The 13,087-nt window shown below is 60.0% G+C and carries 10 protein-coding genes; 1 reads left to right on the forward strand and 9 read right to left on the reverse strand.

The genetic code is table 11. The features are described from left to right. Positions 1–571 precede the first annotated feature (571 nt). The 5 genes from VXL81_RS02230 to VXL81_RS02250 form a co-directional block, all read right to left on the reverse strand. Positions 572–1,597: a transporter substrate-binding domain-containing protein gene (locus VXL81_RS02230; protein WP_416534280.1), complete on the reverse strand. Its 1,026-nt coding sequence runs from the start codon at positions 1,595–1,597 to the stop codon at positions 572–574. 11 nt (positions 1,598–1,608) lie between these two features. Then, positions 1,609–2,688, reverse strand: a complete 1,080-nt coding sequence (locus VXL81_RS02235; protein WP_340547241.1) for a transporter substrate-binding domain-containing protein — start codon at positions 2,686–2,688, stop codon at positions 1,609–1,611. Positions 2,689–2,836: 148 nt separating this feature from the next. Then, positions 2,837–3,373: a hypothetical protein gene (locus tag VXL81_RS02240; protein WP_416552773.1), complete on the reverse strand. Its 537-nt coding sequence runs from the start codon at positions 3,371–3,373 to the stop codon at positions 2,837–2,839. 815 nt (positions 3,374–4,188) lie between these two features. Then, positions 4,189–6,606, reverse strand: a complete 2,418-nt coding sequence (gene gyrB / locus VXL81_RS02245; RefSeq protein ID WP_416552775.1) for a DNA topoisomerase (ATP-hydrolyzing) subunit B — start codon at positions 6,604–6,606, stop codon at positions 4,189–4,191. Positions 6,607–6,691: 85 nt separating this feature from the next. Then, positions 6,692–7,285, reverse strand: a complete 594-nt coding sequence (locus VXL81_RS02250) for an NAD(P)H-dependent oxidoreductase (RefSeq protein WP_416552777.1) — start codon at positions 7,283–7,285, stop codon at positions 6,692–6,694. Positions 7,286–7,386: 101 nt separating this feature from the next. Here VXL81_RS02250 and VXL81_RS02255 point away from each other — a divergent pair, with 101 nt between their 5' ends. Next, positions 7,387–7,980 carry a TetR/AcrR family transcriptional regulator gene (locus tag VXL81_RS02255; RefSeq protein WP_340547237.1) on the forward strand — a complete coding sequence of 198 codons (594 nt, stop codon included), beginning with the start codon at positions 7,387–7,389 and terminating at the stop codon, positions 7,978–7,980. 20 nt (positions 7,981–8,000) lie between these two features. Here VXL81_RS02255 and VXL81_RS02260 read toward each other — a convergent pair whose 3' ends face one another. From VXL81_RS02260 to dnaA, 4 genes are all read right to left on the reverse strand, one after another. Beyond that, positions 8,001–8,621, reverse strand: a complete 621-nt coding sequence (locus tag VXL81_RS02260; RefSeq protein WP_340547236.1) for a LysE family translocator — start codon at positions 8,619–8,621, stop codon at positions 8,001–8,003. Then, the gene (gene recF / locus VXL81_RS02265; RefSeq protein WP_416552779.1) at positions 8,618–9,715 is read right to left on the reverse strand and encodes a DNA replication/repair protein RecF; all 1,098 of its coding nucleotides are present in this window, start codon (positions 9,713–9,715) and stop codon (positions 8,618–8,620) included. The genes VXL81_RS02260 and recF overlap by 4 nt, the downstream gene beginning before the upstream one ends. A gap of 97 nt (positions 9,716–9,812) precedes the next feature. Next, the gene (gene dnaN / locus VXL81_RS02270) at positions 9,813–10,934 is read right to left on the reverse strand and encodes a DNA polymerase III subunit beta (RefSeq protein WP_340547234.1); all 1,122 of its coding nucleotides are present in this window, start codon (positions 10,932–10,934) and stop codon (positions 9,813–9,815) included. Between the two features lie 309 nt (positions 10,935–11,243). Next, positions 11,244–12,665, reverse strand: a complete 1,422-nt coding sequence (gene dnaA / locus VXL81_RS02275; protein ID WP_416552781.1) for a chromosomal replication initiator protein DnaA — start codon at positions 12,663–12,665, stop codon at positions 11,244–11,246. Positions 12,666–13,087 lie beyond the last annotated feature (422 nt).

Raw genomic sequence — 13,087 nt, forward strand, 5'->3', positions numbered from 1 at the left:
AGCTTACATGGAAACAAAGTCAGCAGACCTGACCCGAAATCCCGCAGAAAACCGCCAGACCACACCCACAGAAACCCCCATAAGCCACTTACCCACAGACTCACCCAACATATCCACACCCCAGAACACCCAAAACCCGTGAATCACACCTAACACCGTGAACCTCAGACGGTTTCAGGAGGACCCGAGGCAAAATCCAGAAGTAAGGGGTGATGCGCCGCTCGATGAGGGTACATGGCCGCGCGGGGTAAGTCCGCCGCGCAGATGAGGGTCGGACATATCGAGCCACCTGGATAGACTTCCCCCTGCCTATCGGTGCCTGCCGCAGCCCGTTCGTCATATGTGTCTACTATATGCGTCAGATGTGTGAGCCACGCAGCCGGGTCGAAAGGCACAGTCCTTGCAGTCCAGCGGAACACGGACAGCACAATATGCTGTCCCCTCAATATGCGCACGCCGCGCCCCCGGCAGGGGACGCGGCGCTTGGCCCAACGGAATTGGGAGCTCTTTCCAATTCGGGCGGGAGGCCTCTGCGAGGCGGCAGGCATAACCCGCCGACAGCATCCGCCGATTATTGCAGTTGAGCCCAGAACAGCTCGAGATGACGTGAAACGATTTCCTGGAAGCGGCCATCCGCCTTGAGCGCCTTCAGCCCCGCATTGATGCGGTACAGATGGGAGGTGCCACGCCAATGGCGTTTCGAGATCACCACATGCAGCCCTTCTTCTGACAGTGGACGCTCCAGCGGGATCACCTGATCGCGCAGCCCTTCGGCAATCAGCGTATTGGCCCCGAGGAACAGGTTCAGCGAGACGGCATCCACCTCGCGCGCCATCAGTTTGCGGAAACAGGCACCAGGATCAGCCGCCTGCACAAGAGTGACCTGACCGCTGCTCAACCACTTGCGGTCGCTGCGTTCCAGATCATGAGTGTAGTAGCCTTCGGGGCGGCAGAGCCTCTTGCCAAGCATGTCGGCGTCGCTGTCGAAGGCAAAGGGTGCATCCGCCCGCACAAAGACCATGATCGGAATGGTCATCAGCGGTTCCGAAAAATGAAAGTTCACACACCGCTTGTCGTCAGGCGTCGCCGAACAATCCGGTTTCAGCCAGGGAAAACCCATGTCGAACTGCTTTTCATCCAGCATCGGGAACAGATGCTTTGACCAGTCCTGCTCCCAGGTGATGGAATAGGAGACCGGTGCCGGGGTCAGCTCCAGCGCCGCGTTCACCAGTTCGGTGACCATGCCCTGTCCGGGCAGCGCCTGATCGGTGAAAGGCGCAAAACCGCCACCGGTCAGAAGCTTCATTTCGGCATCATCCTTACGCAGAGGTGTGGCATCGGGTTCTGAGGCCTGCTGCGCGCAAGGGATATGCAGGGTCTTGCCCGGGATGACGCTGGGTCCTGCGAGCACATGCTGGTTGCTGTAATAAATCAGCGTCCAGCGGCTGCGGTCATTATAGTGGGTTTCGGCAATCGAGAAGAGCGTATCGCCGGGCTGAACCCGGTAATCGACGTTGCAGATGGCATGGGCCGCGCCGGGCGCAAGCCCTGTGGCCATCACCAATGCGACCGCCAGTGTTGAAAGATGTCTCAGCATGGCGCCCTCCCTCAGAAGCCGGCCCAGATCCTGGCCATGTGGTCTTCGATGATGGCCTGATACTGACCATTGCCGCGAATATTGCGCAGGCCTGTGTTGATCATCGACAGCATATCGTCAGCTTGCGGGTGGGTTTTGTGAACCACCACATGGATCCCCAGCACGGACAGGGGCAGCGGCAGCACATCGAACTGGTCCAGCAGGTCATTTTCCTTCATCACGCTGCGCCCGGTGAATTCGTTGATCGCGACGGCGTCTGCCTCTCCCCGGGCGACCATCTCGAAGCAGTCGGCCACCTTATGCGGCTGCTTCAGAGTGATTTTCTTGTCTTCCATCCAGCGGCGACCATAGCCATCCAGATCGAAGGTCAGATAACCAGCCGGGCGGCACAGGGTCTTGCCCTCGATATCGGCGTCACTCTCAAAGGTGAAGGGGCGTGACTTATCCACGAACAGCAGCATCAGTGTTTCGAACATCGGGTCCGAGAACAGGAAGTTCACGCAGCGATAGCTCTCCGGCATGGTATCGCAATCCGGGCGGTACCAGGGAAAGCCGAGGTCCAGCAGCGCGTTCGACAGCAGTGGGTCGAAATGGGACGCCCAGTCATCCACCCAGTGGATCGCAAACCCCTGCGCAGGTGCCGCATCGGTCATCGCTGCATTCACCACCTCGGTGATCAACCCGCCGTTATGTGCCGTCTTGGAGGTAAAAGGCGCATAGTCGTCGCCGGTCAGCAGGTTGATCTTGCTGCGCACGGCGGCGGTACCGGGCTTCACCCTGACCGGCGCCGCGACGACGGGCTGTGCATCCGCCACCGCTTTGCCGCCGGGCAATCCGGTGGGCAGCCCGTTCAGGCAGGCCATGGTCAATTCCATCCCGACGCGGATCGCGTCTGGGCGCGGGCCGATGGCGTCGATATTGCGGCTATGGATTGCGCTCCACATGCCCACATCCTTGTAAAGCCGGTCGGCAATCAGCGACAGGCTATCGCCGGGGCGCACCTTATATGTGCCGCCGCAGGTTTCCGCCGCCACGGGTTTGGCCAGCAGGCCTGCGACGCAACACAGCGCCGCGATCAGGTGTTTTCTCATCTTGTCCCTCTTGGGTTTAGCTGGGCGTCCCGCGCCACTGATGGGCGCCGCCTCTTTGTCTCGTGATTTGTGGAAAGCAGGCATCTCTGCAAAGCATCCGTTGCGGCCAATGCAGAAAACCGGGAATCGCGGGCGCCTTGCGCCGGTATTACTGGCCGACGAACAGCGCCAGGATGGTTGCCGTGTCAACGCGCCCATCGGCCCCTATCAAAGCTGCGGGGACCGTGATCGACTGGCTGCGATAGGCATCATTCACCATCTGGTCGATATAGGCGGGCGATTGGCCCTGCCCAACGGCACGCAGTACCATACTATAAAGGGCCGTGTGCGCCTGTGATGCGGCGGGAGCCGGGGCCGCCGGTTGTGCGGCAGCGGCGGTCTGGCTGCCACGGCGCAGCGCCGCCAGTGTCCCGGCAGTCATCTGCACAACCAACGCATCCTCGGCGCTGAGGGGGGCCGCCGTTTCAACAGCTGCTGTCAGCAGCTCTTCGGCGGCGGCACGTTCGGCAGATGTCGCAGTGGGATCAAGCCCGGCCAATGCCTGCGGGGTCAGCAGCTGGGCGACACGCGGCTTGGCAGCCGCAGGCTCTGCCACGTCATCAGATCCAAACTGCAACACGGCCAGGCCAACGGCAAAAAGCGCCAGAACAGCCGCAGCGGCGCCAAGTTTCGCAATCGGGGACATCCCGGTGCCAAGCCCTCTTACCTTTGGCTTTGCCGCATGGTTTCCGTGCGTGCCCGGTTTGGCGGTCGAGCTGGCAGCACCGCCTGATGGGGCCTGACCCGTGGCGACCGAAGACACTGCGGCAATATTTGCCGTGTTGCGGGTTTTTCCCGTCTGGGGCGAGCGAAGCGCGCTGTTGCTAGAGGTAATCACACCATCAATCCTGACCGTGCGGGCAGACCGATCACCGGTCTCTGCGGCCTCGGAACTTGTTACACTGTCTTTCTTTAAGCTCAACATCGGCTCAAACTACCCCCGGCTGCTCCGAAAATCGCGGTCCAGCCGCGTTTTGTTAACCGATTCTTAACCTTCGAGCGATTCTGCGTCAACATTCTGCGGTAGAATGGTAAACTTCCACAGAACTTGCGATGAACCCGCCCATATAGAGAGTAAAGCGCATCGCTTCCGCTACATGCTGCCCCGAGCGATAGGCAGACCTCTGACCGCATGAAAGGCGTCGGCGCGGAGGAGTAGCGATGATCGCAGCCTCTCAGATATGCAATCATAAGATGAACGCCCCTGCGGCTTGCGCCTGTCGAAAGCAAACCTGAATGGCTAGGTGCGAACTGCCTGCACTCAATAGCCGCAACAATGACTCCTCGGTCAGGGTGGACCTGGGGGCTCAAAGGGCACTCCTGTCAGCGTGAACCGCGCGGCCCGAGCATCCAGCCTGTCAACTGGAAGATGCCCCGCAGTGACCTGCGGGGCATCAAAGTCCGAAGAATGGAACGCGCGTCGAGGGTAAACCCGCCGCGCTATCGGATCTCTAAATGCGATCAGAAATCCAGGTTTTCCACGCTGAGCGCGTTTTTCTGGATAAATTCGCGGCGAGGTTCCACGACGTCGCCCATCAGCTTGGTAAAGAGATCATCCGCTTCGACCATATCCTCAACCCGCACCTGCAACAGGGTGCGCGCGTCGGGGTCCAGCGTGGTTTCCCACAGCTGATCCGGGTTCATTTCTCCCAAGCCTTTGTAACGCTGTAGCGCCAGACCTTTTTCACCCTCATCGAGGATCGCCTTCAGCAGACCGAGCGGGCCGTGGATGGCCTGGCTGCGGTCACGCCGCACAAGCGTGGCAGTTGAGCCGTAGATCTCTTGCAGGCTGTTGGTAAAGCTCCCTGTTTTCCGTGCCTCACCAGAGCGCAGCATCGGACCGTCCAGTGTCCTGAGCTCTTCGACGCCGCGCAGGATACGCGACAGGCGAATACCGTTATCCTGAGTGATACGGCCACGCCAGCCGCGTTCATATTCCAGCGCAATCAGGTCAAGACGCTGCGCAACCTTGTCGGCGACTCCCTGAAGATCGGCATCAACGGCGCCGGGTACAAAGGCACCGGCGACTGCCGCCTGCTCAAGGATATGGCGCGGATAATGCGTCGGGAAGGCATCCAGAACGCGCTTCAGCTGGCGCGCCTCATCAACCACACGGGCCAGATCCTGACCCACCAGCTCCTCGCCGCTGCCCAGTTTCAGAACCGCGCCGTCGACACCCTGATTGATCAGATATTCATCCAGCGCAGCCTGATCCTTGAGATAGACCTCGGATTTGCCGCGCGACACCTTATAGAGCGGCGGTTGGGCGATATAGAGATACCCGCCCTCGATCAGCTCGGGCATCTGACGATAGAAGAAGGTGAGCAGCAGCGTGCGGATGTGGGCGCCGTCAACGTCAGCATCCGTCATGATGACGATCTTATGGTAACGCAGTTTCTCGATGTTGAATTCATCGCGCCCGATGCCGGTACCAAGCGCCATAACGAGGTTGCCGATTTCCTGACTGCCCAGCATCCGGTCAAACCGTGCGCGTTCGACGTTCAGAATCTTGCCGCGGAGGGGCAGAATTGCCTGTGTCATCCGGTCCCGGCCGGTCTGGGCGGAACCGCCGGCCGAGTCACCCTCGACCAGGAAGACTTCGCTTTTGGCGGGATCTTTCTCTGAGCAGTCCTTGAGCTTGCCTGCCAGATAATTGACATCCATCGCGGTCTTGCGGCGAGTCAGTTCACGGGCCTTTCGGGCAGCCTCCCGCGCGAGGGCGGCTTCGATGATCTTGCCGACGATCTGCTTGGCCTGATTTGGGTTTTCTTCGAACCATTCGGCAAGCTTCTCATTGACGAGGCTTTCAACCACGGGCCGCACTTCTGAGGAGACCAGCTTGTCCTTGGTCTGGCTGGAGAATTTCGGATCCGGCACCTTGACCGACAAGACGCAGGTCAGCCCTTCGCGGGCATCATCGCCGGTAAAGGAGACCTTTTCCTTCTTGGCGATGCCGGACGACTGCGCATAGTTGTTGATGGTCCGGGTCAAGGCGCCACGGAAACCCGCAACATGGGTCCCGCCATCGCGCTGTGGAATATTGTTGGTAAACGGCAGCACGGTTTCGTGGTAGCTGTCGTTCCACCACATGGCGACCTCGACCCCGATATCATCCCGGTCACCGGTGATATAGATCGGCGCCTCCATAACAGGGGATTTTGACCGATCGAGATATTTGACGAATTCCTTGACGCCCCCCTCATAGAACAGCTCCACTTCCAGCCGTTCGGCCGGACGCTCGTCAATCAGGACAATCCGCACGCCAGAGTTCAGGAAGGCCAGTTCGCGCAGGCGCTTTTCCAGCATTTCAAAGGAGTATTCCAGGTTGGAGAAGGTATCTGTCGAGGCCAGAAAACGGACCTCGGTCCCGGTCTGATCCCCGCAGTCGCCGACCACCTTAAGATGTTCCGCGGTATCGCCCCGCTCAAACCGGGCGACATGCTCCTTGCCGTTTCGCCAGATACGCAGCTCCAGCCAATCGGAGAGCGCATTCACCACAGACACGCCCACACCGTGCAAGCCGCCAGACACCTTGTAGGAGTTGCTGTCAAACTTACCACCGGCATGTAGCTGCGTCATGATGACTTCAGCGGCTGAGACGCCTTCCTCAGCATGAATATCGACCGGGATACCGCGCCCGTTGTCGTGCACCGAAACACTGGAATCGGCGTGAATTTTCACAACCACCCGGTCCGCGTGACCGGCCAGGGCTTCATCGATGCCGTTGTCGACGACCTCATACACCATATGGTGCAACCCAGAGCCATCATCGGTGTCCCCGATATACATGCCGGGACGTTTGCGAACCGCCTCCAACCCTTTGAGAACCTTGATGGAATCCGCGCCATATTCTGCGGGGGCCTGCTCGTTTCCGGACATTCACATCTTCCTGTCTTTGCTTCAGGATTTTATACGAAGTCTGGCCGGGAATGTCACGCGCAAGCCCCTTTTTTTCTTGGTTGAATCAAGCCGCTCTGGCGCCCAGAGACGCAACCTTGCGCAGCCAGGAATTTACGGTCCCTTCAGAGGCGTCCGTGGCCGGGGCAAAGGAAGAGAACCGGGTCGGCTTGATGCCCACAAACCCCAGGATCTGACTGCTGATAATCCGCCTGATGGCATTGCCGTAGATCAGCCGCAGCCATAGAGCGGGCGTATCCGAAGTGAGCAGCACCCTCGCGGTTTTGCCGGTCAACATCGGTGCGGGTACGCCCATGAAGTTGACGTTTCGCGTGTCAAAGGCCCGCCCCGGCAATAGCGCCCGGTCAAAAACGCCCTTCAGCTTTGCCGGAACGGCCCCCCACCACATCGGGGTCGCCATCACAACGTGATCGGCCCATTCGAGATCGGTCAGAAATGCTGCCAGATCCGGCTCCAGAGGTTTCACATTCTGATACCCCGCCTGGCCATAGTCCATGTCGAAGCGCATCGCGGACAAATCGTGATACCGGACCGCGTGCCCCTCTCCCTCAGCTGCGGCCTGATAGGCCTGGCAGAGCGATTGCGACAGTGAGCTGGGCGCCGGGTGACCATTGAGGATAATGATTTTTCGCGTGGACATGAGAACCTCTGAATCCTAAAACTGACTGAGGTCAATTTATTCAAAAACTGACCGTGGTCAATATATAAAATGACCACGGTCAAATTCTATGAAAGGTCGCCATGTCCCGCCCTCCGCAGCAACGTCGATTGGAAACCCGCGCCCGCCTGTTGGAGGTCGCCGACGCGCAGATCCTCACCGCTGGCTACAGCGGGCTGAGGGTCGAGGATGTCGTGGCTGAGGCCGGCGTTGCAAAGGGCACGCTGTTTTCGCATTTCGGCGACAAGAACGGTCTGCTCGCCGCATTAATCGGCCCGCGCATAATGGCCGTGCTCGACGAAACCGAAGCCCTCCCTACCCCCGACACTCTGGACGCGCTGATTGATCGTCTGTTGCCGGTGGTTCAGTTCGTGGCGCAGGATCGGGTGATTTTCGATCTGCTGCTGCGCTACTCAGGCACCACCGGCACCGAAACCGATGCGGTGATCACCCAGAGTTTCTTCCGCCAGATCTCTTTGTGGTCGGGATGGGTGGCAGAGCTGCAAGCCAGCGGCGCCCTGCGCCAGGATCAGCCCGCAAATGTCCTGGCCGAGGGGATGCAGGCGTTCCTCAACCATGTGCTCGCCCTGTCATTCTGTGCAGCGCATGATACGCCCAGCAGCTTCCGCGAGGATCTGCTGCTGTATCTCACACCCTGGCTGGCCCCACAGCAGTGAGCAACGCAGGGCGGAACTGATCAGACAAAGGGAATAAGACAGCCGACACCGATCAGCAGGCAGCCCGACACGATATTGATCCGGCGCAGCGTCGGCGGGGATGTGATGTGCCAGCGCACCCGGTGCACCAGAGCGGCCACACATAGATTCCCCACCAATGGCACCAGGAACGACAGCACCACAATGGCAAGGATATCGAGCCACGTCACAGCGCGCAGGTCAAAGAACCCCGGCAGGACGCCCATGTAGAACAGGATCGCCTTTGGGTTGCCCAGAATGACGGCGATGCCGGCGATAAATCCGGCCCAGAGCCCCGGACGGGTCAGGGCGCTGTCGCTTTCGATCCGGGCATCTGCATGTCGCAACAACATACCCCCCATAACCAGAAACATCGCGCTTGCGACCCAGCGCAGCAGCTCCATCAGCCCGGCAATCTCAGACACAATCCACGACACGCCCGCCACTGCAACCAGCGGCCACAGAATATCGCCGCAGGCCACGCCCAGGGCCAGCGGCCAGACCGCCTGGAACCCGCCCGACATGGCCCGTGCAATCACTGCCAGCCAAACCGGACCCGGCGTCAGGAACAGAACGAATAGCCCACCCGCATAAAGCATCAGATCCCAGACAGAGATGCTCATCCCGCCACCACCTCGGAGCCCATGGCGCCTTCCTCTACGGCAAGCATCTGCGCCTTCCCCTCAAATTCTTCAAACAATTCAGGGCCGGTGCCAGTCATCCAGGCCTGCGCCCCGAGCAGGACGATTTCCTGATAGAGCGCTGCGCGGCGTCCCACATCCAGATGCGCCGAAACCTCATCCAGCAGCAGAATAGGAGGCGCGCCGCCTTCTGCAATGAGCGCGCGTGCGTTGGCGAGGATCAGCGATACCAGCAACGCCTTCTGCTCGCCCGTCGAACATTCGCGCGCGGGCAGCGCCTTCGCCTCATAGGTGCCCAGCAGATCGGTGCGATGAGGTCCGAGCAAGGTCCGCCCCGCTGCCAGATCACGGAATCGCCCTTCCTCAAACGCCTCGCGCAGATCCGACGCATTGTCCGGCAAACCGCCGTCGGACTGGATCAACTCCAGTTCCGCCGCAGGAAAAGCCGTCTCTGCAGCCTGTTGCGCCATACGTAGCCGATCGACCGCCGCGGTGCGCGCTGCATGTATGCGATGCCCGCTCTCAGCCATCTGTGTTTCCAGAACCCGGTACCAGGCGGGGTCGCGGATCTGTTCCTTCAGCAGGCGGTTGCGTTCACGCATCGCCTTTTCATAGAGCAGCGTCGCCTCGGCGTGGCCGGGATCAAAGCTGAGCACGATCCGGTCCAGAAACCGGCGGCGCCCTTCGGCGGCCTCGATCCACAACCGGTCCATCGCAGGAATCAGCCAGACCACCCGGCAGATCTGGCCGAGGTCAATCTGGCTGGCAGATTTGTTGTCGATCTTGACCTGTCGCGCCCTCCCACCCTCGGACCAGGTCTCGACCTCGTAGCTCCGGCGCGCAACGGTCAGCTGCCCTTTCAGCTTCCATCCCAGCTCCTCCGGCCGCCGCGCCATATCGGCGGCACTGGCCCGCCGCAGGCCCCGTCCCGGCGAAAACAGCGAGACAGCCTCAAGAATATTGGTCTTACCGGCACCATTGGCACCATGGATGGCAACCGGGCGCCCGTCCAAATGCAAATCCGCCCGCAGATGCGAGCGGAAGTGCGACAGTGTCAGCTCAGTCAGCGCCAGCATGGGGCGGGATCCGATGTCATCTTTCCAAAAATACTCAAATCGCCCGTTGCGGCGGGCGGCTCAGCCGCCAGGAGAGCAGGCCGTGCCATCGGCCACGTCAAACACGCATCGGCATCACGACATAAACGGCGCTTTCGTCGCTGCCTTCGCGCATCAGGGTCGGATCGCCGGAGGAGTTGAACATGAACACCGCATTTTCACGATCAACCTGATTGGCGATCTCCAGCAGGTATTTGGCGTTGAACCCGATTTCCAGCCGTTCATCGCGATAGGCCACGGCCAGTTCTTCCTCGGCAGCGCCGCTGTCCGGTGCATTGACGGACAGGATCAGCCGATCCTCATCCAGTTGCAGCTTCACCGCACGCGACCGCTCCGAGGAAACCGTAGCAACCCGGTCAACAGCGCGGGCAAACTCCGCCGCGTCCACTTCCAGACGGCGCGTATTGCCTGCCGGAATGACGCGTGTGTAATCGGGGAAGGTTCCGTCGATCACCTTTGATGTCAGGGTAATGCTGGGCGTGGCAAACCGGACCTTGGTCTCGGACACCGAAACCGCGATATCCATTTCGTCGTCATCCAGCAGCTTGCGCAGCTCGCCCACCGTCTTGCGCGGTACGATCACGCCGGGCATATCCTCTGCCCCCATCGGCAGATTGGCGTCGATACGCGCCAGGCGGTGGCCATCGGTAGCCACACAGCGCAGCGCCTTGCCGCCTTCGACCCCATCCGCCACATGCATATAGACGCCGTTCAGATAATAGCGGGTTTCCTCGGTGGAGATGGCGAATTTCGACTTGTCGAACAGCCGACGCAACACTGCAGCGTTGGCCGTGAAATTGGAATGATATTCCGAAGAAGCCATGACCGGGAAATCTTCACGCGGCAGCGTCGCCAGTGAGAAATTTGATCGGCCTGCCTCAACCGTGAGACGGCCGCTTGCGGCATCGGCTGTGAGTGTGACCAGAGCGCCATCCGGTAGTTTGCGCACGATTTCATGCAGCGTGGTGGCGGCCACGGTGGTGGCGCCTGCCCGCTCGACCTGGGCCGGGGCCTTGTCGACCACCTCGATATCCAGATCGGTCGCACGGAACTGAACGATGTCCCCTTCCGCTTCAATCAGCACATTTGCCAGGATCGGAATGGTATTGCGACGCTCAACCACAGACTGGGCCTGAGCCACAGCTTTCAACAGGGTGCCGCGTTCGATGCTGATCTTCATGTCCCTAAGTCCTCTAACGTCTGGCCGGGAGAAGCAACGTAACGCTTTACCCCTTCGGCACAAGGCTTTTTATGGATTTGTCCAAGGGATTGCCCGCAGCGTCAAGGGCGGATCACCCCGGGCTCGATTTATCCCCGATAAACGTGGCGCTCTGGCATGGTTTGCCGGTTTCACCCGCCGCCGCGCGCGCCCAGCTGTCCTGACCCGGAGGGCAAAAGACCCCGGACGGGCCGGGGTCATTGCGGGACTATTGGGTTTACCGCCTGGGGCGATGATCAACGCGCGATCTGCCAGAACAACAGGAGTGTCTTACGCCTCCAGAGAGCGGCGCAGCATTTCGACATCTTCGGCGATCTGGCCGTCGATTGTCTTCAGCTCTTCGATGCGGCGCACACCGTGCATGACCGTGGTGTGATCGCGACCACCAAAGCGCCGACCGATTTCCGGCAGGCTGCGACTGGTCAGCTGCTTGCACAGATACATCGCCACCTGACGCGGGCGCGCATAGGAACGCAGACGCTTGGGGCCGATGATATCGGACATGCGGATGTTGTAATACTCGGAGACCTTGCGCTGAATCTCTTCGACCGTGATTTTGCGCTCGGAGGCGCGCAGAACATCGGCCAGACAATCCTGGGTGAGCTCCATGTCGATCTCACGACCGACGAGGGAGGCAAAGGCGAAGAGACGTGTCAGCGCACCTTCGAGAACACGCACGTTGGTCGAGATACGATGCGCCAGGAACTCCAGCACGCCGTCGGCGATGCGCAGATCCGGATAGGTCTGCATCTGCTGCGCCACTTTGGACTGCAGAATGCCCAGACGCAGCTCGTAGTCGGTCGGATGCAGGTCAACGACCAGACCACATTGCAGACGCGACCGGACACGATCCTCAAGATCCTTGATCTCACCCGGGGCGCGGTCGGCGGAAATGATGATTTGCTTGTTCTGGTCAACCAGCGCGTTGAACGTGTGGAAGAATTCTTCCTGCGTGCTGTCCTTGCCGGCGATGAACTGGACGTCATCGACCATCAGCACGTCCACCGAGCGGAACAGATGTTTAAAGTCCATCATCTTGCGTTCGCGCAGGGCCTGCACGAAACGATACATGAACTGTTCTGCCGACAGATAGAGCACATTCAACTCTGGATTTCGCGCTGTCAGTTCCCATGCAATCGCGTGCATCAGGTGCGTTTTACCCAGACCAACGCCACCATAAAGCACCAGCGGGTTGAAAGTAACAGGACCGCCATCGGCGACGCGGCGAGCGGCGGCATGGGCCAGCTCGTTCGGCTTGCCGACGACAAAGCTGTCGAAGGTAAAGCGCGGATCCAAAGGCGCAGCCTGCAGCGTGTCGCCCTGATCCTTGGCTGCGTAACCTGTGGCAGCACGGGCGCGCGGCAGTTCGGTCAGCGCCTCGTCATCCAGGTCCAGCGGCAGATCATCGGCAGCGCCCTTGGTCGCAGTGGCAGCCGGTCGCGCCGTCGTATTGGCCGCAACCCTGAAAGCCAGGCGCTGGACCGGTTCGCCCGACATGTTCAGCTCATGCAGAATCAGGTCAGCAAAGTTCTGGCTGACGTAGTTGCCCATGAAGTTCGTCGGCACGTTGAAGATGGCAACGCCATTATCAACACGGGTAAACTCCAGAGGTTCGATCCAAGTTGTAAAGTTGTTTTGCCCCACGGTTTTCAACAAACGCTGTCTCAACCGTCCCCAGTTATCTTCCGTCATTCTGCGCCTCACGCGTCCCAATAGCATCGGCCCTTATTTGGCCTCTTGTTTCATCCCCAGTCTGGCCCAATCCCAGACGACGTTCACGCACAACGGATGTGTGTACTGACCCATAGTTTGGGCAGCACTGCCTTGCAGAAGGCAAAGTTCAGGATCGCGTCTACATCAACCGGCAAGTCGCTTTGCAGCGGTCGAATGGTCGAACCAAATACATACACAATTGGAACAGGCCCGCCGTCTGGATAGATCCAGAAACACAGCAGGAGCGTGGTGCACGGTGTATCAAATACCTGTGTACCAGCACAATCAGCCTCCTTGAGTCCCATCAAGGATACCGCGAGCAGCCTGTCCCCCCAGCGAGTGAATCGCTGTAACAGTGGTAGCAATTCGGGAGGGGTGGCAGCAACGAAACTATGATGTTG

The organism is Phaeobacter sp. JH204B, assembly GCF_048055755.1.
GTDB lineage: Bacteria > Pseudomonadota > Alphaproteobacteria > Rhodobacterales > Rhodobacteraceae > Phaeobacter > Phaeobacter bryozoorum.

Coding starts and splice junctions, on each gene's coding strand:
- VXL81_RS02230 (WP_416534280.1), bottom strand. CDS start 1,597: ATGCTGAGACATCTTTCAACACTGGCGGTCGCATTGGTGATGGCCACA.
- VXL81_RS02235 (WP_340547241.1), bottom strand. CDS start 2,688: ATGAGAAAACACCTGATCGCGGCGCTGTGTTGCGTCGCAGGCCTGCTG.
- VXL81_RS02240 (WP_416552773.1), bottom strand. CDS start 3,373: ATGTCCCCGATTGCGAAACTTGGCGCCGCTGCGGCTGTTCTGGCGCTT.
- gyrB (WP_416552775.1), bottom strand. CDS start 6,606: ATGTCCGGAAACGAGCAGGCCCCCGCAGAATATGGCGCGGATTCCATC.
- VXL81_RS02250 (WP_416552777.1), bottom strand. CDS start 7,285: ATGTCCACGCGAAAAATCATTATCCTCAATGGTCACCCGGCGCCCAGC.
- VXL81_RS02255 (WP_340547237.1), top strand. CDS start 7,387: ATGTCCCGCCCTCCGCAGCAACGTCGATTGGAAACCCGCGCCCGCCTG.
- VXL81_RS02260 (WP_340547236.1), bottom strand. CDS start 8,621: ATGAGCATCTCTGTCTGGGATCTGATGCTTTATGCGGGTGGGCTATTC.
- recF (WP_416552779.1), bottom strand. CDS start 9,715: ATGCTGGCGCTGACTGAGCTGACACTGTCGCACTTCCGCTCGCATCTG.
- dnaN (WP_340547234.1), bottom strand. CDS start 10,934: ATGAAGATCAGCATCGAACGCGGCACCCTGTTGAAAGCTGTGGCTCAG.
- dnaA (WP_416552781.1), bottom strand. CDS start 12,665: ATGACGGAAGATAACTGGGGACGGTTGAGACAGCGTTTGTTGAAAACC.